This is a genomic window from [Clostridium] clostridioforme AGR2157 (assembly GCF_000424325.1).
In the GTDB taxonomy this organism is placed as follows: domain Bacteria; phylum Bacillota; class Clostridia; order Lachnospirales; family Lachnospiraceae; genus Enterocloster; species Enterocloster clostridioformis_A.
Map to the genome: position 1 here is coordinate 45,171 of NZ_KE384163.1, position 25,651 is coordinate 70,821.

At 52.0% G+C, this 25,651-nt stretch carries 26 protein-coding genes and 1 pseudogene; 23 read left to right on the forward strand and 4 right to left on the reverse strand.

All coding sequences use genetic code 11. From position 1 onward, the window contains the following. Nucleotides 1-37: 37 nt before the first annotated feature. From G614_RS0124290 to G614_RS0124305, 4 genes and pseudogenes are all read left to right on the forward strand, one after another. Nucleotides 38-1,078 carry a zinc-dependent alcohol dehydrogenase gene (locus tag G614_RS0124290; RefSeq protein WP_002583644.1) on the forward strand — a complete coding sequence of 347 codons (1,041 nt, stop codon included), beginning with the start codon at nucleotides 38-40 and terminating at the stop codon, nucleotides 1,076-1,078. 51 nt (nucleotides 1,079-1,129) lie between these two features. Then, a complete protein-coding gene (locus tag G614_RS0124295) occupies nucleotides 1,130-1,903 on the forward strand; it encodes an SDR family NAD(P)-dependent oxidoreductase (RefSeq protein ID WP_027643932.1) in 774 nt (257 codons plus the stop codon). Nucleotides 1,904-2,090: 187 nt separating this feature from the next. Beyond that, nucleotides 2,091-2,429 carry a transposase gene (locus G614_RS0124300; RefSeq protein ID WP_027643933.1) on the forward strand — a complete coding sequence of 113 codons (339 nt, stop codon included), beginning with the start codon at nucleotides 2,091-2,093 and terminating at the stop codon, nucleotides 2,427-2,429. Continuing rightward, nucleotides 2,414-2,709, forward strand: a pseudogene (locus G614_RS0124305) (transposase); the annotation flags it as partial. The gene G614_RS0124300 and the pseudogene G614_RS0124305, both read left to right, overlap by 16 nt. Before the next feature lie 229 nt (nucleotides 2,710-2,938). Here G614_RS0124305 and G614_RS0124315 read toward each other — a convergent pair. After that, nucleotides 2,939-3,928: a DUF4397 domain-containing protein gene (locus G614_RS0124315; protein ID WP_027643935.1), complete on the reverse strand. Its 990-nt coding sequence runs from the start codon at nucleotides 3,926-3,928 to the stop codon at nucleotides 2,939-2,941. A 144-nt stretch (nucleotides 3,929-4,072) separates the two neighbouring features. On the opposite strand from G614_RS0124315, the gene G614_RS0124320 reads away from it, so the two are divergent. The 14 genes from G614_RS0124320 to G614_RS31615 all read left to right on the forward strand — a co-directional run bounded on the left by G614_RS0124320 (nucleotide 4,073) and on the right by G614_RS31615 (nucleotide 17,216). Next, nucleotides 4,073-4,342 (forward strand): YabP/YqfC family sporulation protein, encoded by a 270-nt coding sequence (locus G614_RS0124320; RefSeq protein WP_002567462.1) that lies wholly within the window; start codon nucleotides 4,073-4,075, stop codon nucleotides 4,340-4,342. A gap of 18 nt (nucleotides 4,343-4,360) precedes the next feature. Then, nucleotides 4,361-5,620: a sporulation protein YqfD gene (locus G614_RS0124325; RefSeq protein WP_027643936.1), complete on the forward strand. Its 1,260-nt coding sequence runs from the start codon at nucleotides 4,361-4,363 to the stop codon at nucleotides 5,618-5,620. Beyond that, nucleotides 5,617-6,615: a PhoH family protein gene (locus G614_RS0124330; RefSeq protein WP_002574484.1), complete on the forward strand. Its 999-nt coding sequence runs from the start codon at nucleotides 5,617-5,619 to the stop codon at nucleotides 6,613-6,615. The genes G614_RS0124325 and G614_RS0124330 overlap by 4 nt, the downstream gene beginning before the upstream one ends. A gap of 20 nt (nucleotides 6,616-6,635) precedes the next feature. After that, entirely contained in the window at nucleotides 6,636-7,133 is a 498-nt protein-coding gene (gene ybeY / locus G614_RS0124335; protein ID WP_027643937.1) for an rRNA maturation RNase YbeY, read from the forward strand. Next, nucleotides 7,130-8,302 carry a DUF3048 domain-containing protein gene (locus G614_RS0124340; RefSeq protein WP_027643938.1) on the forward strand — a complete coding sequence of 391 codons (1,173 nt, stop codon included), beginning with the start codon at nucleotides 7,130-7,132 and terminating at the stop codon, nucleotides 8,300-8,302. The genes ybeY and G614_RS0124340 overlap by 4 nt, the downstream gene beginning before the upstream one ends. 5 nt (nucleotides 8,303-8,307) lie before the next feature. Next, entirely contained in the window at nucleotides 8,308-10,005 is a 1,698-nt protein-coding gene (locus G614_RS0124345; protein WP_027643939.1) for a putative polysaccharide biosynthesis protein, read from the forward strand. 156 nt (nucleotides 10,006-10,161) lie between these two features. Next, on the forward strand, nucleotides 10,162-10,560 hold the full coding sequence (locus G614_RS0124350) for a hypothetical protein (protein ID WP_027643940.1): 399 nt from the start codon (nucleotides 10,162-10,164) through the stop codon (nucleotides 10,558-10,560). A gap of 293 nt (nucleotides 10,561-10,853) precedes the next feature. Further along, nucleotides 10,854-12,179, forward strand: a complete 1,326-nt coding sequence (locus G614_RS0124355) for an NAD(P)/FAD-dependent oxidoreductase (protein WP_027643941.1) — start codon at nucleotides 10,854-10,856, stop codon at nucleotides 12,177-12,179. Further along, nucleotides 12,176-13,870, forward strand: a complete 1,695-nt coding sequence (locus G614_RS0124360) for an NAD(P)/FAD-dependent oxidoreductase (RefSeq protein ID WP_027643942.1) — start codon at nucleotides 12,176-12,178, stop codon at nucleotides 13,868-13,870. The genes G614_RS0124355 and G614_RS0124360 overlap by 4 nt, the downstream gene beginning before the upstream one ends. 110 nt (nucleotides 13,871-13,980) lie before the next feature. After that, nucleotides 13,981-14,844 (forward strand): glutamate 5-kinase, encoded by an 864-nt coding sequence (proB, locus tag G614_RS0124365; RefSeq protein WP_027643943.1) that lies wholly within the window; start codon nucleotides 13,981-13,983, stop codon nucleotides 14,842-14,844. A gap of 44 nt (nucleotides 14,845-14,888) precedes the next feature. Next, the gene (locus G614_RS0124370; protein WP_027643944.1) at nucleotides 14,889-15,110 is read left to right on the forward strand and encodes a DUF896 domain-containing protein; all 222 of its coding nucleotides are present in this window, start codon (nucleotides 14,889-14,891) and stop codon (nucleotides 15,108-15,110) included. A 23-nt stretch (nucleotides 15,111-15,133) separates the two neighbouring features. Then, nucleotides 15,134-16,375 carry a glutamate-5-semialdehyde dehydrogenase gene (locus G614_RS0124375; RefSeq protein WP_044918936.1) on the forward strand — a complete coding sequence of 414 codons (1,242 nt, stop codon included), beginning with the start codon at nucleotides 15,134-15,136 and terminating at the stop codon, nucleotides 16,373-16,375. A gap of 80 nt (nucleotides 16,376-16,455) precedes the next feature. After that, nucleotides 16,456-17,037 carry a signal peptidase I gene (lepB, locus tag G614_RS0124380; RefSeq protein WP_027643946.1) on the forward strand — a complete coding sequence of 194 codons (582 nt, stop codon included), beginning with the start codon at nucleotides 16,456-16,458 and terminating at the stop codon, nucleotides 17,035-17,037. Nucleotides 17,038-17,045: 8 nt separating this feature from the next. Then, a complete protein-coding gene (locus G614_RS31615; RefSeq protein ID WP_207637868.1) occupies nucleotides 17,046-17,216 on the forward strand; it encodes a hypothetical protein in 171 nt (56 codons plus the stop codon). Here G614_RS31615 and hcp read toward each other — a convergent pair. Beyond that, entirely contained in the window at nucleotides 17,208-18,803 is a 1,596-nt protein-coding gene (gene hcp / locus G614_RS0124390; protein WP_027643947.1) for a hydroxylamine reductase, read from the reverse strand. The genes G614_RS31615 and hcp overlap by 9 nt on opposite strands. A 125-nt stretch (nucleotides 18,804-18,928) precedes the next feature. On the opposite strand from hcp, the gene G614_RS0124395 reads away from it, so the two are divergent. The 3 genes from G614_RS0124395 (at nucleotide 18,929) to G614_RS0124405 (ending at nucleotide 21,234) form a co-directional block, all read left to right on the forward strand. Further along, nucleotides 18,929-19,582, forward strand: coding sequence for a Crp/Fnr family transcriptional regulator (locus tag G614_RS0124395; protein WP_027643948.1), 654 nt, complete (start codon nucleotides 18,929-18,931; stop codon nucleotides 19,580-19,582). A gap of 123 nt (nucleotides 19,583-19,705) precedes the next feature. Further along, on the forward strand, nucleotides 19,706-19,975 hold the full coding sequence (locus G614_RS0124400; protein WP_027643949.1) for a hypothetical protein: 270 nt from the start codon (nucleotides 19,706-19,708) through the stop codon (nucleotides 19,973-19,975). After that, entirely contained in the window at nucleotides 19,972-21,234 is a 1,263-nt protein-coding gene (locus tag G614_RS0124405; protein WP_027643950.1) for a DNA polymerase Y family protein, read from the forward strand. The genes G614_RS0124400 and G614_RS0124405 overlap by 4 nt, the downstream gene beginning before the upstream one ends. Nucleotides 21,235-21,249: 15 nt before the next feature. Here the strand turns inward: G614_RS0124405 and G614_RS0124410 are convergent, their stop codons facing one another. Beyond that, entirely contained in the window at nucleotides 21,250-22,164 is a 915-nt protein-coding gene (locus G614_RS0124410) for a helix-turn-helix domain-containing protein (protein WP_027643951.1), read from the reverse strand. A gap of 227 nt (nucleotides 22,165-22,391) precedes the next feature. Here G614_RS0124410 and G614_RS0124415 point away from each other — a divergent pair, with 227 nt between their 5' ends. Beyond that, nucleotides 22,392-22,766, forward strand: coding sequence for a helix-turn-helix domain-containing protein (locus G614_RS0124415; RefSeq protein WP_027643952.1), 375 nt, complete (start codon nucleotides 22,392-22,394; stop codon nucleotides 22,764-22,766). Between the two features lie 47 nt (nucleotides 22,767-22,813). After that, nucleotides 22,814-24,559 (forward strand): putative basic amino acid antiporter YfcC, encoded by a 1,746-nt coding sequence (gene yfcC / locus G614_RS0124420; protein WP_027643953.1) that lies wholly within the window; start codon nucleotides 22,814-22,816, stop codon nucleotides 24,557-24,559. A gap of 318 nt (nucleotides 24,560-24,877) precedes the next feature. On the opposite strand, the gene G614_RS33255 is transcribed toward yfcC, so the two are convergent. Beyond that, a complete protein-coding gene (locus G614_RS33255; RefSeq protein WP_330367116.1) occupies nucleotides 24,878-25,411 on the reverse strand; it encodes an IS110 family transposase in 534 nt (177 codons plus the stop codon). Nucleotides 25,412-25,651 lie beyond the last annotated feature (240 nt).

Consider the following 25,651-nt stretch of genomic DNA (forward strand, 5'->3'; position numbering starts at 1 on the left):
TTGATTCACAAAATAAATAAAATGTAGGAGGCTCATAATGAAAGAAGTAATGAAAGAAGTAGTAGTGGAAGAGCCACACAAGGCAGAAGTGAGGGAAGTACCGGTGCCGGAACTCTCCGGAGAGAACGAAGTATTGATTCAGATGAAATCCGCGGGTGTGTGCGGCAGTGATCACCATATCTATCACGGTCTGAATCCGTGTTCTACCTATCCGCGTATTCCGGGACATGAAAATGCCGGAGTGGTGGTTAAGGCGGGCAGTGCGGTTACCAATGTTAAGGTGGGCGACCATGTAATTGTAGACCTGATTTCCACCTGTGGAACCTGTTATCAGTGCCGGATTGGAAGAAAAAATGTGTGTGAACATGTGCGGGTCAGAGGTTCAGGCGCAGATGGCGGCTGGAGAGAATATTTTACGGCTCCCGCATCCGAAGTGTACAAAATTGATGATTCGGTGGATTGGAAAGATGCCGCCCTTGTGGAACCGTATGCTATCGGTGCCCATTGCACTGACCGCGCCAGGATTGTTCCGGAGGATGTGGTATTCATCCTTGGCGCAGGCACCATTGGTTCCATTATTCTTCAGACCTGTAAAGCGAAAGGATGCCAAATGGTCATTTGCTGCGATATTGATGATGTATCTTTGCAACGCGCGAAGGAATACGGCGCCGACCATGTAATCAATTCAAAGACGGAGGATGTAGTGAAACGGGTGGCGGAGATTACCCATAACCATGGTGTTACGGTGGCATTTGACTCAGCTTGTTTTCCGGGGTCCCTTACCATGTGTATGCAACCGGGAATCCTTTGTAATGCCGGACGTATGGTTCCTCTGGGTTTCTCTACCGCAAAGGAAGAGATTACACAGGCCATGATTAACCAGAGGGAACTTGATGTGATTGGTTCCAGGATGTCCTGCTTCCAATTCGAACCTACTATCCAGAGAATGGAGAACGGGGAATTTAATACAAAGGGGATTGCAACCATGTTTATCCCCTTCAGTGAAATAGACAAGGTATTCTATTATATGGATCATCCATGTACGGAATCAAAGAAAATGGTAATTTTGTTTGACTGACAGAGAAGCTGATTCATACAACTATATTCAATAAAAAAGGATCGTATAAAAATGGCTTACGATTATAAAAAAATGTTCAATGTATCAGGAAAACATGCAATTGTGACAGGTGGCGCCCAGGGACTTTCTCGCGGAATGGCAGAAGGACTTCTGGAAAATGGCTGCAAGGTTGTGTTGGTTGACATCCAGAAGGAAAAGCTGGAAGCTGTGTGTGAAGAATACCGTGCCATGGGATATGAGGCATATGAAGTATGTGGAAATCTCTCGGACCGGGCAGATGTGGACCGGATATTTACAGAGGCCATGGAGATTCTGGATGGAAAGCTGGATGTGCTGATTCCGGCGGCTGGCGTTCAGAGAAGACACCTTCCGGAAGAATTTCCCATTGAAGAATGGGATCTGGTGCTGAACATTAACTTAAATGCAGTATTTCTGATGATTCAGAAGGCCCTCAAGGTTATGCTTAAGCAGGCTACGGGCGGAAAGATTATTACCATTGGTTCTATGGTTACCTGGTTTGGAGGAACCACGGTGCCGGCTTATACGGCATCTAAGGGCGCGGTATCCCAGTTAACCAAGAGCTTGGCGGTAGATTGTGCGGGGCGCAATATCAATATCAACTGCATCTGCCCGGGATATATGGATACAGAAATGTGCGCGAACATGACCCAGGAGCGGAAGGACGAGTGCACCGTGCGTATACCTGCCGGCCGTTGGGGAACACCGGAAGATTTAAAAGGACCGGTGCTGTTTCTGGCATCATCCGCCTCTGATTATTTGAATGGCACTACCATTCCTGTAGATGGAGGATATTTGGTGAAATAAATTAAAAGCAGAACGGCATCTTATAGTGAGTGGATGCTGTTCTGGACAAAAACAGGGGTATGGGAGAAATTAAAGAAAAGGTTGGCACTATAACGTGTTAGAAAGGAAAAGGAGCAGTCGGGAAATAGTCAGCCCAAAGGATGAGGGTGTCCCAAAAGCCGTGAAATGACTTGGGGGATATCCTCCTTTGATTTCTTCAAAAAAAGGAGAACGGTTACCACGCCGTTCAAAGATTATACTCGAAGCCCTTCGTGAAAATATCAACTTCATGTGGATTGCCGGGGGAAACAAACCGGATTTCCGCACGATCAACCGTTTCCGTCTGCAAATGAAGGACATCATAGAAGATATTTTTTATGAGGTGGTAAAGCTCCTGCTGGAAAAGGACTATATCAAGATGCGGAATTACTTTTTGGATGGCACCAAAATAGAAGCTAATGTCAATAAGTATACCTTTGTCTGGCGTGGAAGCATCAACTACCATCTTGTCGGACTTCTGGATAGGACGGCGACCGAAATAAAGTAATGAAGATCAATGAGCAGTGGGAAGCATTAAAAGAAAATCCAATGCCAACATCCAGAGCGAGAAGAGAATTCTGAAACGTCAGATCCGTTCCATCCAGACCGAAGGGCACTTTGGGGATATTAAGGAGAACGACAGTTTTCGGCGGTTCAATTACCGCAGCACAAAAGTATATAAAGAATTCATGCTGTATGCAATCGGCCGAAATATAAATAAATATCATCGTTTTCTTTACCATGAAATAGAGAGATTCACTGGGAAAAATGAGCAGAAAACAGCATAGAAAACAGTGTGAGTCCGGGATTATGGAAAAAGGGGATTTTGCGCTCAAAAACAGGCGGGACAAAGAGAAAACAAGCATATCCATCAGAGCCCGCTTTGCTGAAAAGCAAGGAACTCTGTGGGATATGCTTATTTTAGTTTAGGAGTCCTAAAAATCGGTATTAACCGACTGCCCCATTCTTTGATGGTTTCTGACAAAAACAGAAATATGGCCTTTAACTGCTCTCCGTCTAGTTGGACACCACCAAAGTCTTCAACCCATCCGTTGCGTTTGGCGCATTGAAGATATACAGAGTATAGGATGTATTGGCGCTCATGTTGGCGGAGGTGGCTGCCACGGAAGTGTTGGGGTAGGAGCCGGTCCTGGAGATGTAGAGCTGATACCACCCCGGGTAGAAGCTGGTGTAAGGGGTCACTTCCCTGTAGCGTACATTGCTGAAAGCAGTGTAGGAGGAGTTCTGGTTGCCGATGGATACGTCGAAGGGCCCCAGGTTCAGTGACAGGTTGCAGGCCCGCAGACAGCTGGAGCCTGAAGGCGCGTTGCAGGAAATGTCGGATATTTCCATGATGTCCAGGCCGCTTGCCGTATTGATGATGGCAATGGTCATGGAGGCGGAGGAGCGCACCTGTACTGTCTTCTGAATGTACACATAGCCGTTGGCTCCTGACACGGTGACGGTCTGGGTGCCGGAGGCAGACTGGACGTAGCCTGTTATGTCCCCGTTCCCCAGGCTGCTTGCCACCATCCAGTTGCCCAGGTACACGTAAAACGGCTGGTACCCGGTGGAAGCATTGAGGATGCGCACCCTGCCGAAGCTGGTGGCGGTACAGTTGTAGCATGGGAAGGTGATGCCGGGAATGACGGTGACAGAGCCTCTGTTTCCGGGGAAAATGGGCCGGAAGATAGGCGGAAAGCCGGGACGGTTGCCGCTGTACACAGGGCCGCCTTCACCTGGATTGGGTAGTGGGATGACCGGGACATTGGCACCGTTATTCTGATTGCCGCCGCTGTACACAGGGCCGCCTTCGCCTGGATTGGGTAGTGGGATGACCGGGACATTGGCACCGTTATTCTGATTGCCGCCGCTGTCCACAGGACCGCCCTCGCCCGGATTGGGAAGGGGAGTTACGGGAACATCGGCATCCCCCAGCTCTGCCGTGGCCAGGAGGGTGTCCGGATACTCACTCATTCTGTCTGTATGATAGGACTGATTGTTCATAGAGACCTCGCAAAAGATTGATTCACTATAGTCTATTCATATGGAATAAGGAATGTGTATGTTTTTTTTGAAAAAAAGGGGACTGCATTTTTGGCGGGCTGATGCATATAATAAAAAGAACCAGTGTATCAGGAGCGTGGGCGTATGTCATGGGAACCAAAGAAAACAGCCGTATCCGCACTGGGGCTGCCCCGGGACGTGATTCTGGGGGATGTGCTTATAAGCTTTGTGGGCAGGAGTCAGGTGAATGTGGAAAATTACAGGAGCATCCTGATTTACACGGATACCCTGATTAAGCTCCAGGCCAGGAACTGCAAGGTGGTGATTCACGGAGCCCGCTTAAAGATTGATTATTATACGGCGGAGGAGATGAAGATAACCGGCCAGGTCGGTTCTTTGGAATTTGAAACATAAATCAAAGGAGGGGCCTGTTTGATTGAATGGCTGTTACATAATTGGGAAGGATATGTAAGACTCCGTCTTCACGGCTATTCACCGGAACGTTTCCTGAATCTCTGCAATGCCAGGGGTCTGGAGGTATGGGGACTGATATGCAACCGGGACGGGGATTATGAGTTTTTTATGACTGTGGAAGGATACCGCCGGGTGAAGCCCCTGGTGCGCAAGGCACAGGTAAGGCTGCACATTACCGGCCGTTTCGGCCTCCCATTTTTTATTTACAGGCACAGGAAGCGCTGGTATTACGGTGCTGGAATCATGGCCTTTTTCCTGGTGCTTTATATCATGTCCCTGTTCATCTGGGATATCCAGTTTGAGGGCAATTACAGGTATACCTACGATACTCTGGTCCGTTTTCTGGACACCCAGGATATTGATTACGGCATGCTAAAGGCCAGGATTAACTGCGAGGATTTGGAAGCCTCCATGCGCACAAGCTTTCCCGAGATAACCTGGGTATCTGCCCGTGTTTCCGGTACAAGGCTGCTCATCCACATCAAGGAAAACGAGGTGCTGTCCACTATCCCGGAGAAGGACGAGACACCCTGCGACATTGTGGCGTCCCAGCCGGGAGTCATCACCTCCATGGTGGTGCGCCAGGGAGTTGCCCAGGTTTGTGTTGGGGACGAGGTGGAGGAGGGACAGGTACTGGTCAGCGGACGGGTGCCCATCATCGGTGACAACGAGGAGGAAATCAATGCCTACATGGTTCACGCGGATGCGGATATTGTGGCCAGGACCGTCAAACAATATGAGAAAACATTTCCCCTGCTGCATCAGGAACGTGTCCACACAGGGCGCAGGCGGAGAGGATGGTACATGAAGGCCGGGGCCTGGTCCTTTACCTTCCTGACCCCGGTGAGGGGACAGGGGGAGTGGGATTATTCCATGGAGGAAAAACAGCTCAGGCTGTTTTCCAATTTTTATCTGCCTGTCTATATGGGCGCCATACAGGGCCGGGAAATGGCAACCTATGAGAGAAATTACAGGGAGGATGAGTTAAAAGAGCTGTCCAAAGCCATAAATTACCAATTTGTCAAAAATTTAGAGGAAAAGGGGGTACAAATTCTAGAAAATAATGATAGAATAGAAACAAGTGTTTCTGAATGCCGCCTGACAGGTGAACTCGTGACAGAGGAATCCATTGTTAAGACACAGCCGGCAGCGGAGCCTGATATGAATTCCGGCGTGGAGCCGGGAGAAAAACCAGAGGAGACAATAACTGCTGAATGAGTGTAATTGAGACAATGATTGACATTCCCGCAGAGCATGAGCGGAATGTCTGCGGACAATTTGACACCTACTTAAAGAAGATAGAGCGCACCCTGCATGTGACCATGATTGCCAGGGACGGCGAAATAAAAATCATCGGACCTGAGAAAACCATAGGCCAGGCAAAAAGCGTGTTCAACAACCTGATTGAACTGTCCAAGCGGGGCAATACCATCACGGAACAGAACGTGGACTATGCCCTATCCCTGTCTTTCACGGAGAATGACGGGCAGATTTTGGAGATTGACAAGGACATCATATGCCGGACCATATCCGGCAAGCCGGTGAAGCCAAAGACGCTGGGGCAGAAGCACTATGTGGATGCTATCCGCAAGAAGATGATTGTGTTCGGCATCGGACCGGCCGGCACGGGAAAGACATACCTTGCCATGGCCATGGCCATCCAGGCATTTAAGAACGGCGAGGTGGGGCGCATTATCCTTACCAGGCCGGCCATTGAGGCCGGTGAGAAGCTGGGATTCCTGCCGGGCGATCTCCAGAGCAAGATTGACCCGTATCTTCGTCCTCTTTATGACGCCCTGTACCAGATTATGGGGGCGGAAAGCTATCTCCACAATTCGGAGAAGGGGCTGATTGAGGTGGCGCCCCTGGCCTACATGAGAGGAAGAACACTGGACAATGCCTATATCATCCTGGATGAGGCCCAGAACACCACCCCGGCCCAGATGAAGATGTTCCTTACCAGAATCGGTTTTGGTTCCAAGGTCATCATAACGGGAGACCAGACTCAGAAGGACCTTCCGGGAGGCGCGGTTTCCGGTCTGGACACAGCACTTAAGGTGCTGAAACGGATTGACGACATTGGGTTCTGCTACCTGACCAGTTCCGACGTGGTGCGTCATCCATTGGTGCAGAAAATTGTACAGGCCTATGAGACATATGAACAAAAGAATACCCCGCCTGCAGGACGGCGCAGGATACGGGAGCGGAATTAATCCGCCAAGGAGAAGTGAGCATGACCATTTCAATTGAATACGAAGCAGATAAAGTACTGAATTTGCCCTACCGGGAAATCATCGAGGATACCGTGCTGGCTGCCCTGGATTATGAGGGCTGTCCCTATGAGGCGGAGGTCAATGTCATTCTTACGGACAATGACGCCATACAGGAAATCAACCGGGAACACCGCCGGATTGACGCTCCTACGGACGTGCTGTCCTTTCCCATGGTGGATTATGAGTCGCCATCGGATTTTGACCATGTGGAGGAAGCTGTGGAGGATTACTTCAATCCTGAGACCGGCGAGCTGATGCTGGGGGATATTGTGATTTCCGTGGATAAGGTGGAGGAACAGGCTGAGAAATACGGCCATTCCCAGACCAGGGAGCTGGCCTTTCTGACGGCCCACAGCATGCTCCATCTGTTTGGTTACGACCACATGGAGGACGGCGAACGGCTGGTGATGGAAGAAAAGCAGAAAGAGATACTGGAAACCAGGGGGTATACAAGATGAGAAACGGGTTCAGATGGATGGCAATGGGTTTAACGGCAGGACTGACGGCAGCCGCGCTTTTGACGGGCTGCGCTAAGGAAGCCAGCGTGGAAGCAACCACGGTTCAGGAGCCTCCTGCCACTTCTGAGGCCGCTGAACCCGATATCATCATCCGGTCTGACCCTGAGACCACCGGGGAGGATACAGGAAATCTTCAGAATTATTACCTTCCGGAGGAACGGACCGAGGAGAACGGGATGATACGCAGCTATCTGACCGGCCAGATGGTGGAAACCGCTAAGGGAAACCGCCGGCCCGCGGCTGTGATGATGAGCAATGACAAGGAAGCCAGGCCACAGTACGGTATCAACAGGGCGGGGGTGGTCTATGAGGCGCCGGTGGAGGGAAGCATGAACCGGTACATGGCCCTTATAGAGGATTATGACGGCCTGGAGCGCATAGGCTCGGTGCGCAGCTGCCGGACCTACTACACCTATTTTGCCAGGGAGTTTGACGCTGTCTACGTCCACTATGGTCAGAGCACCTTTGCCAAGCCTTATCTGAAAAATGTGGATAATATCAACGGTCTGGATGCCATCGGCGATCTGGCCTTTTACCGCACAAAGGACAAGAAATCGCCCCATAACGCCTATACCAGCGGGGACAGGATTACGGCCTCCATTGAGAAGCTGGGGTACACGCAGTCCTATGTTCCATCCTACAAGGGCCATTATCTCTTTGCCAGGGACGGCAGGGAGGCATCTTTAATGGAGCGTCCGGGAGTCATGGATGCAGGCACGGTAAAGACCGGCTACATCATGAACCAGGCATACTTTGTGTACGACCCTTCGGACGGGCTTTACCACCGTTACCAGTACGGCAAAATCCATCAGGGGGATGAAGGGCCCATTGCGGTGAAAAACGTGATTTTCCAGTACTGCCAGACCGGCCGTTACGCCACCACGGATTATCTGGACATCAATGTACATACTACGGAATGCGGGTATTTTATGACAGACGGCAAAGCGATTCCTATTAACTGGGAGAAGGACGGCGAGTTCGGTCCCACCCGTTACTATGATACCAATCACGATGAAGTTGTGCTGAATCAGGGAAAGACCTGGGTCTGCATCATTCCCACCAGGGACTTTGCCAAGTCGGAAATTATCGGAAATGAGGATACACAGTAATAGACATGAATCCAAGGACAAGCAGGAAAAAAACCAGGAAACAGAAAGCAGCCAATTTTGTCATACAGGGGAGCATCCTGGCCATGGCCGGTATCGTGGTGCGCATCATCGGTATGCTCTACCGGATGCCCCTTAACGACATTATAGGAAAACAGGGGAACGGATATTATACGTCGGCCTTCAATGTGTATAATATCCTCCTTATATTATCCTCCTACAGCATGCCGGTGGCAGTGTCGAAGATGATATCTGCCCGGCTGGCAAGGGGGGAGCACAGAAATTGCAGCCGCATCTTAAAAGCGGCTCTTATTTATGCTACGGCAGTGGGAGGCATAGCGGCGTTGGTCCTGTGGTTTGGCGCGGATTTGTTCGCGGAACTCATCAAGACGCCTTTCAGCCGATACGCGTTAAAGACCCTGGCGCCCACCATCTGGATCATGGCGTATCTGGGCGTGCTCAGAGGATATTTCCAGGGAACGGGCACCATGGTGCCCACGGCAGTGTCCCAGATTTTAGAACAGATTGTCAATGCGGTGGTCAGCGTGGTCGCAGCCGGAATTCTCTTTGGCGTGGGCACGTCCATCAACGCTGTCCAGGGGGCAAAGGAGTATTCCTATGCACTGGGTGCTGCGGGCGGCACCATTGGCACCGGGGCAGGCGCGCTCACGGCCTTCCTGTTTTTTATATGCCTTACTGCATCCAAAGGGCGGGAGAGAAGGCAGATGGCCCGGGAGGATGTGTCGGGGAGGACGGAGAGCTACCGAAGGATATTTTATGTGCTCACCATCACCGTGCTGCCCATTGTCATCAGCAGCGGCATCTACAACTGCTCCAATGTGGTGGACAATTATCTGTTCGGCCAGGGCATGGATAAGCTGGGCTATCTGGAGGATTCCATCGCCACCTGCTGGGGCGTGCTGGGGCAGTACCAGCTGCTCTTTAACATACCGGTGGCTGTTTCCAATGCCCTTTCATCCTCTCTGATACCATCCCTCACAAGGGCTGTTGCAAACAGGAACAGGAGGGAGAAGCTGGAGCGGATTGCCGCCTCTATACGTTTCTCCCTGCTGATTGCCATTCCGGCCGCAGTGGGAATCACGGTGCTGGCTAAGCCGGTCTGCAACCTGCTGTTTATCAGCGAGGACAATACCATGCTGATACGGCTCTCCATGGCGGGTTCCCTGGCTGTGGTGTTCTATTCCCTGTCAACCGTAACAAACGCCATCCTCCAGGGCCTGAACCACATGGACGTGCCCATACGCCACGCGGTCATTGCCCTGGTCATCCACGTGGCGGTGCTGGAGGTGTTCCTTATGGTATTTAAGATGGGAATTTACAGCGTGGTGTTTGCCAATATTATATTTGCCCTTGTGATGTGCCTGTTAAACGGACATGCCATTGCCAGGTTTGCCAGATACAGGCAGGAATATAAGAGAACTCTCATACTGCCCACAATATGCGCCGCGTTTATGGGAGCGGCCGCTTATGGGGTATACAGAGGCGTTTACGCCCTGCTTCCCGACCGGCTGATGAGGGGCAGGATGGGCATGGCCATTGTAGTGTTCCCTTCCGTGGCAGCGGCCGTCCTGGTCTATGCCGTGCTCCTTGTAAGGTTCAGGGCAGTGGAAGAGGAGGAGCTTAAGGGTATGCCGGGAGGAAGGAGACTGGTCCGTCTTTTGAACCGTTTCCGGCTTCTGGGATAAGAGACATATGGGCTTATCTGTTTGTTGTGATATATTAGGAAAAATTTGAGAATGCATGATTAAAACTGAATAAGAAAGCAGATACTAACCTTAAAGCGGCGTCCGGCGCCATGCCGGCAGGCATGGCGGGGCCGGGGCCAGCGAGGAGGTTAGTTCATGAAGAAGTTATTATACTGCTTTGCCCTGTTTGCAGTCACATCCATTGTGTGTCTGATTGTTGCATATGGAATTACCCGATATAGCGTCAGACAGGAACCGGCAGTTCCCAATACGGTTATTGAGACGGAGACAGTCAACGATGTGGATGACAGGGCCGCCATGAACCAGGAACAGGTAAAGCCAATACTGGAAAGCGTTTCTCCGGCGGAAGAATACTATCTTGTGTCGGAGTCCGGCTTTCTCCTGGTATTTTGCAGCGACCGCAGCACCATCTGCCTCTACACACATATTCCTGTCACGGATTTTCCAGAAAAGGAGAGGGAGAAGCTGATGGAGGGCATATGGTTTCCGTCCATGATGGATGTATACCATTATTTGGAATCGTATACAAGCTGATAAGATCCGACCTATGCGACAATCTCCGGCCTACGCGGTGGCCAGATGTCCCTTTTCCCTGGACATGACGATGACGCGGTCGCTGAGTAGCAAAAGGAAGATATAATTTAGAGGGACTGGATTTCCGCACCGGGAAATCCAGTCCTTTTTGCGGAATTCAGGATTGTATGCGGCCTGCTCCCATAAATAGGTGCCGTAAATAACAGGAAACAGTTGAAATGTGACAGAAAAACATATAAAATGGGGTGTAAACTTAAGAGCAAAAGAGCAGGATAAGGAGCTTTGGATAAATCATGAGAAAACGAATCGTCATCATAGGAGGCGGGGCCTCAGGACTGACTGCTGCCATTGGCGGGGCCAGGAACGGGGCCCGTGTGACCATTGTGGAGCACATGGACCGGGTGGGAAAGAAAATCCTGTCCACAGGCAACGGCAGGTGCAACCTGACCAATCTGAGGATGGAGGCGGACTGTTACCGCTGCGGCCAGAAGGGGTTTCCCATGGAAGTTATCCGGGGCTTTGGGGTGGACGAGACCCTGGCCTTTTTTAAAGGTCTTGGAATAGAGCCAAAGGACAGAAACGGATATATCTATCCCAATTCGGACCAGGCGTCAGCCGTGTTGGACGTGCTGCGCAGCGAGGTGGAGCGTCTGGGCGTGGCGGTGTTTCTTTCGTGCAGTGTGGAGAAGATAGAAACGGCCGGAGGCGGCAGTGACGTCCATTATAAAGTGTACACGGACCAGGGCATATTGGATGCGGACGCAGTTATTCTGGCAGCCGGCTCCAAGGCAGCTCCGTCCACCGGTTCGGACGGAAGCGGGTATGAGCTGGCAAAGAGACTGGGACACCGGGTAATCAAACCGCTTCCCGCCCTGGTGCAGCTGCGGTGCCAGGGAAACCTGTACCGGCAGATGGCGGGTATCCGTACGGAGGCCGGGGTAAAGCTTATGGCGGCCAATGAACTGCTGGCCCAGGACAGGGGAGAGCTGCAGCTGACAGACTACGGCCTGTCCGGTATCCCGGTATTCCAGGTCAGCCGGTTTGCGGCCAGGGCTCTGGACCGGGGAAAGAGGGTCACAGCGTTGGTGGATTTCATGCCATCCTGGGATGACAGTGAGGCATTTGGCCTGCTTAAAAAGCGTGCGGCCCTTCTGGGCCATAAGACTGTGGAGGAACTGTTTACAGGTCTGCTGAACAAGAAGCTGGCCCTGGTGCTCATTAAGCTGTCAGGCATCAAACCGTCCCAGAAAGCAGGGGATTTGTCTCCCAAACAGCTGAAACTGCTTCTGGGACAGATAAAGTCATATGAAGCCATTGTCATGTCAGTGAATCCCTTTGCCAATGCACAGGTGTGCTGCGGCGGGGTGGATACCAGGGAGGTGGATGCCGCCACCATGGAATCCAGGATTCATGCCAATCTGTATCTGGCGGGAGAACTGCTGGATGTGGACGGAATCTGCGGCGGATACAACCTGCAGTTTGCCTGGTCCAGCGGTATGATAGCGGGGGTATATGCAGCGGGAGGACATTCCGCGGGGATACATGAGGCAGGCAGAAATGGGGTGGCGGCACATGGATCATATGCCCCTGCCCCAAGCGGAAAGAGGAACAGAAAATGATTCGTATAAATCAGTTAAAGATGCCCCTGGGACACGACAGGGCGGGACTTTTGGAGAAAGCTGCCAGGGTACTGCGTGTTCCGGCCGGGGAGATAGAGAAGCTTACCATCATCAAGCAGTCCGTGGACGCCAGAAAAAAGCCGGATATATGGTACAGTTATGTGGTGGACATAGGAATCAGGCAGGCCGGACTCCAGAAGGAGGAAAAGCTGGTGCGCAGGCTGAAGGACCGGAATGTAGCGGTCCATAAGGAAACGCCCTACCGGCTTCCTGAGCCGGGGACTAAGCTAATGGCCAGCCGTCCTGTCATTATCGGCACTGGCCCGGCAGGGCTGTTCTGCGGCCTTATGCTGGCCAGAAAGGGATACATGCCCATACTTCTGGAGCGGGGGGAGGACGTGGACGCACGGACAGACCGGGTGGCCCGGTTCTGGGAAACAGGGCAGTTTGACCCGTCCTCCAATGTGCAGTTCGGGGAAGGCGGGGCAGGAACATTTTCCGACGGGAAGCTTAATACCCTTGTAAAGGATACGTTTGGAAGAAACCGGGAAGTGCTGCGCATACTGACGGAGTTCGGCGGGGACCCATCTATCCTGTATGTGAATAAACCCCACATTGGAACAGATGTATTAAGCCGCATTGTCAAATCCATACGAACGGAGATTGAAAATCTGGGCGGAGAGGTCCGCTTCCTGAGCCAGGTCACGGATTTTGTGACGGACGGGGAGCAGGGGGAATCCAGGCATATAAAAGCCCTTGTTATCAACGGCAGCCAGGTCCTTGAGACTGAGACAGTGGTCCTGGCCATCGGACACAGCGCCAGGGATACCTTTGAGACCCTGCTGGCCAGGGGCATCCCCATGGAGCCAAAGGCATTTGCAGTGGGACTCAGGGTACAGCATCCCCAGACGCTGATCAATGAGAGCCAGTACGGCATGGAGGAATGCGGTGAATTGGGGCCGGCCAGCTACAAGCTTACATGGAAGGCCTCTGACGAAAGAGGAGTCTATTCCTTCTGCATGTGCCCCGGGGGCTACGTGGTCAATGCGTCCTCTGAGCCGGGTCGCCTGGCGGTCAACGGCATGAGCTATCATGACAGGGCAGGGGAAAATGCCAACAGCGCCATTATTGTAACGGTCACGCCGGAGGATTTCGGCCGGATGGAAGCAGCGTCCGGGATGGAGAAGGGCTGTGAGGCGGAGAAGGATTGCAGGACGCCGGGAGATGCCATGGCAGGAATCCGGTTTCAGAGGCGCCTGGAGGAGACTGCCTTCTGCTTGGGAAAGGGAAACATACCGGTGCAGCTCTACGGGGATTTTAAGGCAGGCCGGGTTTCAGACGGCTTTGGCGGTGTGAGTCCCGCCTTCAGGGGCGGGTATGCCTTTGCCAATCTCAGGGAGCTGTTTCCGGAAACATTGTCCCGGGCTTTCATGGAAGGAATGGAAGGATTTGGAACCATGATTCGCGGCTTTGACCGGCCGGATGCCATACTGGCCGGCATTGAGAGCCGTACCTCATCCCCGGTCCGCATTCCCAGGGATGAGAAGATGGAAAGTCTTGTAAAGGGAATCTTTCCCTGCGGGGAAGGCGCGGGCTATGCCGGGGGAATCACCTCAGCGGCCATGGACGGAATCAAGACAGCAGAGGAAATCATACGCAGGTACAGCCCCTTAAGTCTTTCGGCTACCTAAGCCTCTTTCACCGGAAGCGGAAGAGGAACATTTACAACATAGAAATTGACGTGACCTGTAAATTGGTGTAAGATAAACAAGAATCGTTTGAAGAGATAAAGGAGTATATCATGGAAACCCAGGAACGTCAGAATCTTGAACAGAAGCAGAGGATTGTGATTAAGATTGGCTCATCTTCCCTTACCCATGTGGAGACAGGGGAAGTGAACCTGATGAAGATAGAAAAGCTGGTGCGGGTTATCAGCGACCTGCGGGGACAGGGAAAGGACGTGGTCCTGGTGTCCTCCGGGGCCATTGCGGCAGGGCGGCAGGCCCTGGGCCATCACAGGAAGCCCGATACCCTGGCTGAGAAGCAGGCGTTTGCAGCTGTGGGCCAGGCCAGGCTGATGATGATTTACCAGAAGCTTTTTGCGGAATACAACCAGACAGCTGCCCAGGTCCTTCTCACAAAGGACACCATGGTCAATGATTCTTCCAGATACAATGCCCAGAATACCTTTGACGAGCTGCTGAATCTGGGAACCATACCCATTGTCAATGAAAACGATACGGTATCCACCTCAGAGATTCCATATGTGGACAGCTTTGGTGATAATGACCGGCTGTCAGCCATTGTGGCGGCCCTGATCGGAGCAGACCTGCTCATCCTGCTGTCTGACATAGACGGCCTTTACACGGATGACCCCAGGGAGAATCCGGAGGCCGGATTTATCAGCCTGGTGCCTGAAATCACGCCTGAATTCCTGCGTATGGGCAAGGATACGTCGGGCAGCGACGTGGGTACCGGAGGAATGTCAGCCAAGCTGGCAGCGGCCCGGATTGCCACGGACAGCGGAGCCGATATGGTCATTGCCAACGGAGACCAGGTGGATGTCATACTGGACATCATGTCAGGCAAGGAAAAGGGAACCCTGTTCCTGGCCCATACCAATCTGGATTTTGACCTGATGCATTATCTGAACAATGAATACTAGGGAAGGCGCCCGGCCGGGTACCAGGCCCTGAAAGAGGTGAATGTATGGACGTGTCAAGGATTGACCGCATCAACGAACTTTATCACAAGTCCCAGGCAGTGGGACTGACGGACCAGGAGAAGGAGGAACAGGCCCGGCTGCGCCAGGAGTACGTTGCAGCGATTCGGGGAAGCCTCCGCAATAACCTGAATAACATATCCATCAAGGAGCCGGACGGCTCCATCACGGATTTGGGAAAGAAATATGGCGGAATCAAGGAAGTCTGATGCATTGTGAAGGGGAGATTATGATGACATTGAATGAAATAGGCAGCCGTGCAAAAGAAGTATCGCGTGTACTGGGTACCCTGGGTTCCAGGGAGAAGAATATGGGACTGGAGGAAGCGGCCAGGGCCTTGCTGGAAGGCGAGGAGGAAATCCTGGAGGCCAATTCCCGGGATTATGAGAAGGCCAAATCCGACGGCATGAGCCAGGGACTGCTGGACCGTCTTAAACTGACGCCGGCCAGAGTCCAGGCCATGGCGGACGGCCTGCTGCAGGTGGCTTCCCTGGAGGACCCCGTAGGGGAGGTGCTGTCCATGAAGCTTCGCCCCAACGGCCTTCAGATTGGGCAGAAGCGTGTGCCTCTGGGGGTTATCGGCATGATTTATGAGGCCCGCCCCAATGTGACGGCAGACGCCTTCGGCCTATGCTTCAAATCAGGCAATGCGGTTATCTTAAAGGGCGGAAGCGACGCCCTTCACTCCAATATGGCCATCACCCGGTGTCTGCGCGCGGGACTCTCAAGCGCCGGCCTGCCCGAGGACTCGGTCCAGCTGATTGAGGATACCAGCAGGGATACCACCAGGGAGCTGATGCGCCTGAACAGGTACATTGACGTGCTTATCCCCAGGGGAGGGGCAGGACTCATAAAGACCGTGGTGGAGAACAGCACCATCCCTGTCATAGAGACGGGCATCGGCAACTGCCATGTATATGTGGACGCTTCCGCGGATCAGAATATGGCCGTGGACATTATCTTCAATGCCAAGACCCAGAGAATCGGCGTGTGCAATGCATGCGAGTCCCTGCTGGTGCACAGGAGCATTGCAGAGGACTTCCTGCCCCTTCTCAGGAAGAAGCTGGAGGAGAAGCAGGTGGAGATTCGGGGAGACGAGGACGCGTGTGCCATTGAGCCGGCCTTTGTCCGGGCCACGCAGGAGGACTGGGGCAGGGAGTACCTGGATTATATCCTGTCCTTAAAGCTGGTGGACTCTGTGGATGAGGCTATCCGTCATATCAATACCTACAATACAGGTCATTCGGAATCAATCGTGACCTCTGATTATTTCAACGCCCAAAAGTTTTTAAACGAGGTGGACGCTGCGGCTGTCTACGTCAACGCTTCCACCCGTTTTACAGACGGTGAGGAATTCGGTTTCGGAGCAGAAATCGGCATCAGCACCCAGAAGCTTCACGCCAGAGGCCCCATGGGCCTTAAGGAACTGACCACCACCAAGTATATCATTTACGGAGATGGACAGATTCGCTGATTACAGCTACAGAGGAGCCGGGACATTTTAAATTTGTTCCCGGCTTCGTCAGACAGAATGCAGGAAAAGAGGAAATATATATGCTCGAAGAGGAAAGCAGCAAGAAAAGGAGCAGGAAACAGCAGGAGGAAGAGCCCTTCAGCTGGAAGAAGGAGATTATCAGCTGGATACAGATTATCGTGGCAGCGGTCATCATCGCCCTGGTCCTTAACAATTTTATCATAGCCAATAGCCGTGTGCCAACCGGTTCCATGGAGAACACCATCATGTCCAAAAGCCGCGTCATCGGTTCCAGGCTGTCCTATCTGACCAGCGACCCTGAGAGGGGGGATGTGGTGATTTTCCATTTCCCGGACGATCCAACGGGAAAAATCTACTACGTGAAGCGTGTCATAGGGCTTCCCGGTGAGACCGTGAACGTGGTGGACGGAAAAGTCTATATCAATGATTCAGACACGCCTCTTGACGAACCCTACCTTCCCGAACCAATGGAAGGCTCCTACGGGCCCTATACAGTGCCGGAGGGATGCTATTTCATGATGGGGGACAACAGGAACAATTCCCTGGATGCCCGGTTCTGGAAGAACCAGTTCGTGGAGAAGGACAAGATTATCGCCAAGGTGCTGTTTACGTATTTTCCAAAGATAGAAAAAGTGGAGTAAGAGACAGGATGAAGATAATCATATCGCCTGCCAAGAAAATGAATATCAGGGAAGACGAGCTGGAATGGGCAAATCTTCCCTGTTTCCTTGACAGTGGGATTATGTGCAGGAGCACCTGCGCATCCTGTCCGGGTTTTACGGTATCCTTAAGCCTTTTTACGGCCAGGATGTCAGGCTAAAATCGTGGCCAGGTCCTTCCCGGGGGTGGAGATGGGGCGGATATCAAACTGTTCCACCAGATAATCCAGTATGGCCGGTGAGAGGAAGGCCGGAAGGGTGGGGCCAAGGTAAATGTTCTTAATGCCCAGATGCAGCAGGCTTAAAAGGATACAGACAGCCTTCTGCTCATACCAGGACAGCACCAGGGTAAGGGGCAGGTCGTTGACTGAGCAGCCGAACGCCTCTGACAGGGCCACGGCCACCTGGATGGCGCCGAAGGCATCGTTGCACTGTCCCATGTCCAGAAGGCGGGGAAGGCCGGCAAGGGTTCCAAGCTCCAGGTCATTAAAACGGTATTTGCCGCAGGCCAGGGTCAGGACCAGCGTGTCCTCAGGCGTCTGTTTTACAAAGTCCGTGTAGTAATTCCTGCCTGGACGGGCTCCGTCGCAGCCGCCTACCAGAAAGATATGGCGCAGCGCCTTCTGATTGACAGCCTCCACCACGGTGCCCGCGGCAGCCAGGACAGCCTCCCTGCCAAAGCCGGTGGTGACGCTTGTTCCGCCGTTGATTCCGGGGATGGTCACATCCTCCTTGTAGCCGCCCAGTTCCAGGGCCTTCCCGATGACCGGAGAGAAGTCCTTGCGGTCGTCAATATGGACCATGCCCGGAAAGGATACCACAGCAGTGGTGAATACACGGTCGGAGTAAGATGGCTTGGGCGGCATCAGGCAGTTGGTGGTAAAGAGCACAGGGGCCGGAAGGTCCGCAAATTCCTTTTGCTGGTTCTGCCATGCGGTTCCGAAGTTGCCTTTCAGGTGTCCGTATTTCCTGAGCTCAGGGTAAGCGTGGGCGGGCAGCATTTCCCCGTGGGTGTATATGTTGATTCCCTTGCCTTCGGTCTGTTCCAGCAGAAGCTTTAAGTCGTGAAGGTCATGTCCGGAGATGACGATGAAGGGACCCTTCTCCACGGCAAGGCTTACCTGCGCCGGGGCAGGGATGCCGAAGGCCTGGCGGTTGGCCTTGTCCAGCAGCGCCATGCAGTCCAGATTCACAGCGCCCAGTTCCATGACAATGGGCAGAAGGTCCTGAATTGTATAGCTGTCATAGCCAACGGCAAACAGTCCTTTATAGAAATAATCCATGACCCCTCTGTCCTCATGGCCCAGCACCATGGCATGATACGCATAGGCTGCCATTCCTCTCATGCCGAAAAGAATGAGGGATTTGAGGGAGCGGATATCCTCGTTATCGGTCCAGAGCCTATTCAGGTCAAAATCTTCTGTCTTGCCGCATTCTGACGTGCAGGAGCTGCACAGAGGGGACAGGGAATCCTTTAAGCGTCCGGCTTCCTCCAGAAGCTCATTCAGGGCATTGTCATCAAAGCTTACATTGGTCAGGGTGGCACACAGTCCCTTTACAATAAGGTGGTCTGCTTCTTTGGAGTGCTCTTTCCCCTCCGCGGCCCTGGCAAGGCCGATGAGGGCTCCTGTAAGTTCGTCCTGAATCCTGGCAGTGGCAGCTGTCTTGCCGCACACGCCTGCTTTTCCCATACATCCGCTGCATCCCGCGGTCTGTTCACATTGAAAACAAAACATATTGTGTTCCATTCTTATCCTCCTTTTAAATATGCGTGAATGGGCGGCATGTTCTGCCTGCCCTTGACGGTATGGATAAAGTATAATATAATTTTGACAACAAATATGTTGTTGTAACAACATTAAAGGAGAAAAATATGGATATTCATCTGTTGTCAGGAACAAAGCTGTTTCACGGAATTAAGGAGCAGGAGATAGAAGCCATGCTTACATGCCTTTCGGCGGAAGAGAGGACCTATGGGAAGGAAGCCTATATATACAGGGCCGGCGATGTGACAGGCCGTCTGGGGGTGGTGATGGAGGGGGCTGTGAACATCATTAAGGACGATGTGTGGGGAAACAGGAAAATCATTGAGAATATAGGAAAGGGACAGATATTCGGGGAGACGTATGCATGTCTTAAGGGGGAACCCCTGATGGTGGATGTGCAGGCATCGGAACGATCCGGAATCCTGTTTATGGACGTGAACCGCATCCTGACGACCTGTTCATCCGGCTGTGATTTCCACAACCGTTTGATACGGAGCCTGATGTATGTCCTGGCCGGGAAAAACCTGATGCTTACGAAAAAAATGGATATCATCACTCTCAGGTCCCTGCGGGAGAGGGTCATGGTGTACCTGTCCCAGGAATCCGTAAAGCAGGGGAGCCGTACCATCACAGTGCCCTTTAACCGCCAGCAGATGGCGGACTATCTGTCCGTGGACAGGAGCGCGCTGTCGGCGGAGCTGTCCAGGATGCAGAGGGATGGAGTGATTTCATATGAGAAGAACCGTTTCACGATTCAATAGATGATTTTGTCTGTGCGAACGCTGCGTCCGTCTCCTGCCCTTTTTCGGATCCTTCGGCTCCCAGCAATTACCACTTGAAACAGAACGTATGTTCTGATATATTGGAGCCAGGAGGTGAAAGCAGTGGCGGCTTTAAATATACCTATACAGATGTTTGGCGCCTGCAGTACCCTGGGAGATATGACGCCCCTCTGGTTCCGGTATGAGAATAAGGAGCACGGAATCATCACGGTGAAGATTGAGAGCATTGTTTCTTCCAGGGAAGAGAAGTTCTGCGGCATGGAGCATATCAGCTTTGTGTGCTGGGCCGTGGCGGAGGGACAGAGGCACCTTATTGAGCTGAGATACCGCATATCTACCCATAAGTGGTCATTTTTCAGGACACTGTCATGAGAAGCCAAAAAAAGCAGGTATGGTACCATGTGGATGTGAACAGCGCCTATTTAAGCTGGACAGCCGCATACAGGGTCTGTATCCTGGGGGAGGAATTGGATCTGCGGGACATTCCCTCTGTTATCGGAGGAAGCGAGGCAGACCGGCATGGCATCGTGCTGGCCAAATCCGGCTCTGCCAAAGAGTATGGAATCAGGACAGGGGAGACACTGGCGGAGGCCAGATGCAAATGTCCGGGACTTGTAATCGAACCCCCGGATTACAGCCTGTATGTGAGCTGTTCCAGAGCCCTTGTTGAGCTGCTCAGGAAGTATTTTCCCTATGTCCACCAGTACAGTATAGATGAGGCATTCTGTCAGGTGGAGGGAACAAAGGGATTGTGGGGAACACACACAGCGTTTGCGCACCAGCTGAAGGAAGAAATACGCCGGGAACTGGGCTTTACTGTGAACATCGGTGTGTCGGACAGCAAGCTGCTGGCCAAGATGGCTTCTGAGTTCCAAAAGCCGGACCAGGTCCACACCCTGTTTACCTGGGAGATAGAGAGAAAGATGTGGCCGCTGCCTGTAAGCGAACTGTTCTGGGTGGGGCCCGCCACGGTGAGAAAGCTGGGGGCGCTGGGAATAAGGACCATAGGGGAGCTGGCTGTCTCGGATTTGGAGCTGTTAAAAAGGCATCTTAAAAAGCAGGGGGAGTTTATCTGGAATTATGCCAACGGAAGGGATGTGTCCCCATTTTTGAGAGAACTTCCGCAGAATAAGGGGTACGGCAATTCTATGACCACGCCATTGGATGTGACGGACCGGGAGACGGCAGGGCAGGTCATATTGTCCCTTACGGAAACCGTGTGCGCCAGGCTCCGGGCCGATGGTATGGAAGCTGCCTGCGTGGGCATTTCCATCACGGACAGGGAATTCAGGCATGGTTCCGGTCAGACCACCCTGATTTCGGCTACGGATACCACCCTGGAAATCTATGAGGCGGCCTGGAGCCTGTTTGACCGTCTGTGGAATCATTCTCCCATCCGCCAGATGGGAGTCCATACAAGTAAGGTCAGTCCCAAAGGCCATTATCAGTATCAGCTTTTTGACAGGGGACTCCATGATAAATACTCCAGGCTGGACACGGCCGTGGATGAGATAAGAAAACGGTACGGGGAGGACTGTGTGCAGAGGGCTGTTTTCGTGGGGAATCGGATTCCCCACATGTCGGGCGGCATTGACAAGGTGAAACGGACCGGAGTCACGAAAGCCGTGTAAAGGAGAGGAGCAGGGTCATGAAAGCGGTGCGGAGGACCGGGCATTCCGGTAGGCTCTCGGCGAACAGCCTTTTATCTTATGGAAGACCTTGGAGAAGTAATTGGGGTCGGTGAAGCCGGCCCTCAGGGCTGTCTCGGTCATGGTCAGCTTTCCTTCCAGCACATCGGGGATACTCTTTTCAATGCGGTATTTTAACAGGTATTCAAACAGGGATTCCTTCATGTAACCCTTAAAGACCCGGCAGCACTCGCTTTTGCAGATATGGATGCGACGGGAAATATCATCCAGGGTGATATCGGACTGATAGTTTTCATGGATGAAGGAGAGCATCTGCCGAATCCGTTCCTGATTCTTCCTGCCCGCCGTATGTGCCGGTTCCCGGTCAGGACGGCAGTGAAGGTATAAAAGCTTCCAGAAACGGCACAGGTCCATCTGGATGTCCATTTCATAGGTATCATAGCGCAGGCTGTCAATGCGTATGATATCCTCCAGAAGCCCGACGGATTCCCTGTGCCATTCCTCCGACAGGTCGAAGCAGACAGCCGGCAGGGCGGTATTTTCCGTCAGAGGGTCCGTATACCGGCTGGCAATCCGGCTTCCCTGGTAGCCGTACAGCAGCCTGGGGTGGAAGGTGATGGAGATGTACTTGCAGTCATGGCCGTCTTCCATGCGCCCGGTGTGCATGGTATTGGAGTTGCCGAAGAGCGCCTGCCCGGCCCTGGGACGGAATATCTGGTCATTGATTTGATATACCATAGTCCCCTCTGTGATGAGGGTAAGTTCGATTTCCGTATGCCAGTGCCACTGGAAGGAACTGGTGTAGAACCTGGACAGGGCCTCGTCGCTGACAAGGACGGGAAATTCATAGGTCCCGTGTTCCTTTAGCTCTTCCTGGTGTTCGTTGGTGATGATTTGGATTTTAGAAGGCATTGCCGCGGACTCCTTTTGCATGTTTTTTCGGTTTGGGAAGGCTGTTTCTTTTTGTCTGTTCTGCTCAATCTCAATATTGTCGAGTTATATCCCATGAATTATAACATTTTTAAATAAAAAACTCAATATATTCCCTTTTCTGCGCATGATTTTCAAGGATAAATCCTGTTGTTTTTTTATAATAGAAATCAGAAGGAATCAAAAAACGGAGAAAAGAGGAGATTGCTTTGGAGAGAAGATGCAGGACAGCAAAGAGCCAATATCTGAATCGTGTGATAACCTATATGAGGGAGCATCTGCAGGAAAACCTGACACTGACCCGGATTGCAAGGGAAGCAGGGCTGTCGGAGAGCTATCTCAACGCGGTCTTTAAGGAATGTGTCAAGTGTGCGCCTATGGATTACTACATCAACATGAAGATGGAGCAGGCCTGCTATCTTCTCTGTAATACAGATATGCATATATATCAGGTGGCCCAGCATTTGGGATATGACAATCAATATTATTTTTCACGGGCATTTAAGAAGGTACTGGGAGTGCCTCCTAAGAAGTACAAGGAAATGCCCAGGATACCGGCAGTTCCCATGCAGGTTTCCTGCTGAGGACCGGATGGGATAGACATATGCGTGACTAAGGAGAGATACGAACCATGCCATTTAACAACAAAAAGAATACCGGTACCCCAAAGCGGGATTATACAAAAATGAAGACACCCCATACGTATGCAATCATATTTGCCGCCATATTCCTATGCTGGATGCTGACATTTTTGGTTCCGGCGGGAAAATTCAGTACCCACAAGGTAGAATATACGGATTCCAATGGTGAGGTAAAGACCAAGACCGTGCTGATGGCGGACACGTTCCGCTACAGCTACCGCCTGGACCGGGAAGCGGTGAAGGATAACCTGGCAGCCATGAGCGGTGATGAAGCTCTGATGGAATCCCTGGGCGTTGACCCCGGAGAGCTGGATGCGTTTCTTGAAACGGATTCTTCTGAGTGGACCCAGGAGGATCTGGATGAACTGGGGCTGACAGATGATGTGCTGTACGGACAGTACGGCGAATCCATCTATGATACCAGCCAGAAGCTTCATAAGACGGCAAAGGTATGGGGCACAGAGGATTTTGGCGGCTTTGGCTTCCTCAACTATGTATTCGAGGGGCTGGTGACAGGAGACCGTTCCGGCTCCGCGGTTGGAATCTGCGCATTGATTCTGGTGGTGGGAGGTTCCTTTGGAATCATCATGAAGACAGGGGCGATTGATGCGGGTATTTATGCCTTTATCAAAAAGACAAAGGGATTGGAACGTCTGGCCCTGCCGCTGTTGTTTATCCTGTTTTCACTGGGCGGCGCCACCTTTGGAATGGCGGAGGAATGCATTCCCTTTTCCATGATTATGGTGCCCTTTGCGATTGCGCTGGGCTATGATTCCATTGTGGCCATCACTGTTACCTACGTGGCGTCACAGGTGGGCAATGCGGTTTCGTGGATGAGCCCCTTCTCAGTGGCAGTAGCCCAGGGCATAGCGGGAATCCCGGTTCTGTCCGGCGCCGGCTTTCGTCTGGCCCTGTGGGCGATTGTCACTCTGCTTTCCGCAGGATATTTGATGATTTACGCTGAAAAGATACGTAAGAATCCTGCCCGCTCCGTTGTCTATGAGAGCGACGCCTATTTCAGGGGAAGGATGGACTCTGTATCGGAGGAGGAAAGGGAATTTGGCCTGGGCCACAAGCTGATTCTTCTGGAGATGCTGGCAGTCCTGATTTGGATTATCTGGGGCGTTACCCAGGAAGGGTATTATATTCCGGAAATTGCCTCCCAGTTCTTTGTGATGGGATTTGCGGCCGGTGTGACCGCGGTCATCTTTAAGCTCAATGATATGACGGTCAACGGTATGGCTTCCGCCTTCCAGAGCGGCGTGGCTGACCTGGCAGGAACCGCGGTGGTGGTAGGTATGGCCAAAGGAATTCTGCTGGTGCTGGGCGGCTCCGATGCAAATGTGGCTTCCACGCTGAATACGATTTTGTACACCATCGGAAATGCGCTTGCAGGAGTGCCCTCATTCATCGGAGCGCTGTTTATGTACCTGTTCCAGAGCTGCTTTAATCTGATTGTGACCTCCAACTCCGGTCAGGCCGCCCTGACCATGCCCATCATGGCGCCCCTTGCGGACCTGGTGGGCGTCACACGTCAGGTGGCGGTACTGGCATTTCAGATGGGAGCCGGATTTGTGGATGCGTTCACACCGGTTTCCGCCAGTCTGATCGGCGTTCTGGGCGTTGCCAGGATTGACTGGGGAAAATGGGCAAAATTTCAGATTAAGATGCAGGCATTTTTCTTCCTTATGGGAACTGCTGCCATAGCAATCGCCATAGCGGTTAACCTGCAGTAAATGTTGTTTTTATTTTTAAATATCCCGCAGTACTACAAGAAAATCTATAAGACTGAAAATCCCATCGAAAGAACCAATTGGAATGAGATAAGTAAAACTTGTACTGTGAAACATAACCTTCCGGTGAGCATGGAATGGGCAACTGCGACATAGGCACGTTTAGATCCCCTATGGGCACTGATCCTCATGAACTGTGCATGGAAATAGGATTTTTTATTCTTGACAGCCGAATGTGCACAGGTAATCAGGGTTGTCCGCAAAAGAGAGCTATGCCAGTGACGTCCTGAATTGCCTGAGACGCCTGTTTTTCTTCCGGTTTCATAAAGCTGTCGATCTCCTCATCCAGATTTTTGATGTGGATGCTTCGTCAATGGACGCCCCAGTAAGAAGGTATTCTAAAATACTGCGTGCGCTTTTGCCATTGATATCCGACACTGTGCCGGATAGCTTGATGTTGGCGCCTTCCAGCATCTTCTGGAGACGGTTTAACTCTCTGGTGCGCTCACCAACAAGGCTTTTTCGGTAACGGACCAGTTCCCTGAGTTCCCGCTGATCCTTATTGGGAATATAGCTGGGCTGAAGCAGGCCATGCTGAAGAAGATCAGCGATCCATTCTGCGTCCTTTACATCTGTCTTGCGCCCTGGGACAGCCTTCATATGGCGGGCATTGACCACCATAGCATTCAGGTCTGAGGATTCAAGGATGTTATACAGAGGCTTCCAATAAGATGCAGTGCTCTCCATAGCGGCCATTTCGCAGCCGCCGCTTTTGAGCCAGTCAACCATTTCAAGGAGCTCTCTGGTTGTTGCACCAAACTCGCGTATTTCTGCTTGTTGCCCTTTCGAAAGCAGGCAACGATGAGCTTTTTGTGCACATCAATACCACAACAATTGTCGTAAATTTTATCCATAAAGGCACCTCCATTGTAAAATTTACGGCACGGTACTCTGTCTGTTATCATTTTACTGTACGTCCTTCTGCCGTAAGAGGCTGGACAGGTGGTGGTGCAAATGAGAGGGTTTAGAATGAAACCTGGATTCTCAGAAACACATAACGAAAATGGTTTGACGGAAACTGTGATAAGGACTGCC

What these genes read in the sequence shown, in the direction of transcription:
- G614_RS0124360 (WP_027643942.1), top strand. Translation starts at nt 12,176, where the DNA reads ATGATTCGTATAAATCAGTTAAAGATGCCCCTGGGACACGACAGGGCG.
- ybeY (WP_027643937.1), top strand. Translation starts at nt 6,636, where the DNA reads ATGACCATTTCAATTGAATACGAAGCAGATAAAGTACTGAATTTGCCC.
- G614_RS0124290 (WP_002583644.1), top strand. Translation starts at nt 38, where the DNA reads ATGAAAGAAGTAATGAAAGAAGTAGTAGTGGAAGAGCCACACAAGGCA.
- proB (WP_027643943.1), top strand. Translation starts at nt 13,981, where the DNA reads ATGGAAACCCAGGAACGTCAGAATCTTGAACAGAAGCAGAGGATTGTG.
- G614_RS0124315 (WP_027643935.1), bottom strand. Translation starts at nt 3,928, where the DNA reads ATGAACAATCAGTCCTATCATACAGACAGAATGAGTGAGTATCCGGAC.
- G614_RS0124370 (WP_027643944.1), top strand. Translation starts at nt 14,889, where the DNA reads ATGGACGTGTCAAGGATTGACCGCATCAACGAACTTTATCACAAGTCC.
- hcp (WP_027643947.1), bottom strand. Translation starts at nt 18,803, where the DNA reads ATGGAACACAATATGTTTTGTTTTCAATGTGAACAGACCGCGGGATGC.
- G614_RS0124345 (WP_027643939.1), top strand. Translation starts at nt 8,308, where the DNA reads ATGAATCCAAGGACAAGCAGGAAAAAAACCAGGAAACAGAAAGCAGCC.
- G614_RS0124405 (WP_027643950.1), top strand. Translation starts at nt 19,972, where the DNA reads ATGAGAAGCCAAAAAAAGCAGGTATGGTACCATGTGGATGTGAACAGC.
- yfcC (WP_027643953.1), top strand. Translation starts at nt 22,814, where the DNA reads ATGCCATTTAACAACAAAAAGAATACCGGTACCCCAAAGCGGGATTAT.
- G614_RS0124395 (WP_027643948.1), top strand. Translation starts at nt 18,929, where the DNA reads ATGGATATTCATCTGTTGTCAGGAACAAAGCTGTTTCACGGAATTAAG.
- G614_RS0124340 (WP_027643938.1), top strand. Translation starts at nt 7,130, where the DNA reads ATGAGAAACGGGTTCAGATGGATGGCAATGGGTTTAACGGCAGGACTG.
- G614_RS0124320 (WP_002567462.1), top strand. Translation starts at nt 4,073, where the DNA reads ATGTCATGGGAACCAAAGAAAACAGCCGTATCCGCACTGGGGCTGCCC.
- G614_RS0124355 (WP_027643941.1), top strand. Translation starts at nt 10,854, where the DNA reads ATGAGAAAACGAATCGTCATCATAGGAGGCGGGGCCTCAGGACTGACT.
- G614_RS0124330 (WP_002574484.1), top strand. Translation starts at nt 5,617, where the DNA reads ATGAGTGTAATTGAGACAATGATTGACATTCCCGCAGAGCATGAGCGG.
- G614_RS0124375 (WP_044918936.1), top strand. Translation starts at nt 15,134, where the DNA reads ATGACATTGAATGAAATAGGCAGCCGTGCAAAAGAAGTATCGCGTGTA.
- G614_RS31615 (WP_207637868.1), top strand. Translation starts at nt 17,046, where the DNA reads ATGAAGATAATCATATCGCCTGCCAAGAAAATGAATATCAGGGAAGAC.
- G614_RS0124350 (WP_027643940.1), top strand. Translation starts at nt 10,162, where the DNA reads ATGAAGAAGTTATTATACTGCTTTGCCCTGTTTGCAGTCACATCCATT.
- G614_RS0124410 (WP_027643951.1), bottom strand. Translation starts at nt 22,164, where the DNA reads ATGCCTTCTAAAATCCAAATCATCACCAACGAACACCAGGAAGAGCTA.
- lepB (WP_027643946.1), top strand. Translation starts at nt 16,456, where the DNA reads ATGCTCGAAGAGGAAAGCAGCAAGAAAAGGAGCAGGAAACAGCAGGAG.
- G614_RS0124295 (WP_027643932.1), top strand. Translation starts at nt 1,130, where the DNA reads ATGGCTTACGATTATAAAAAAATGTTCAATGTATCAGGAAAACATGCA.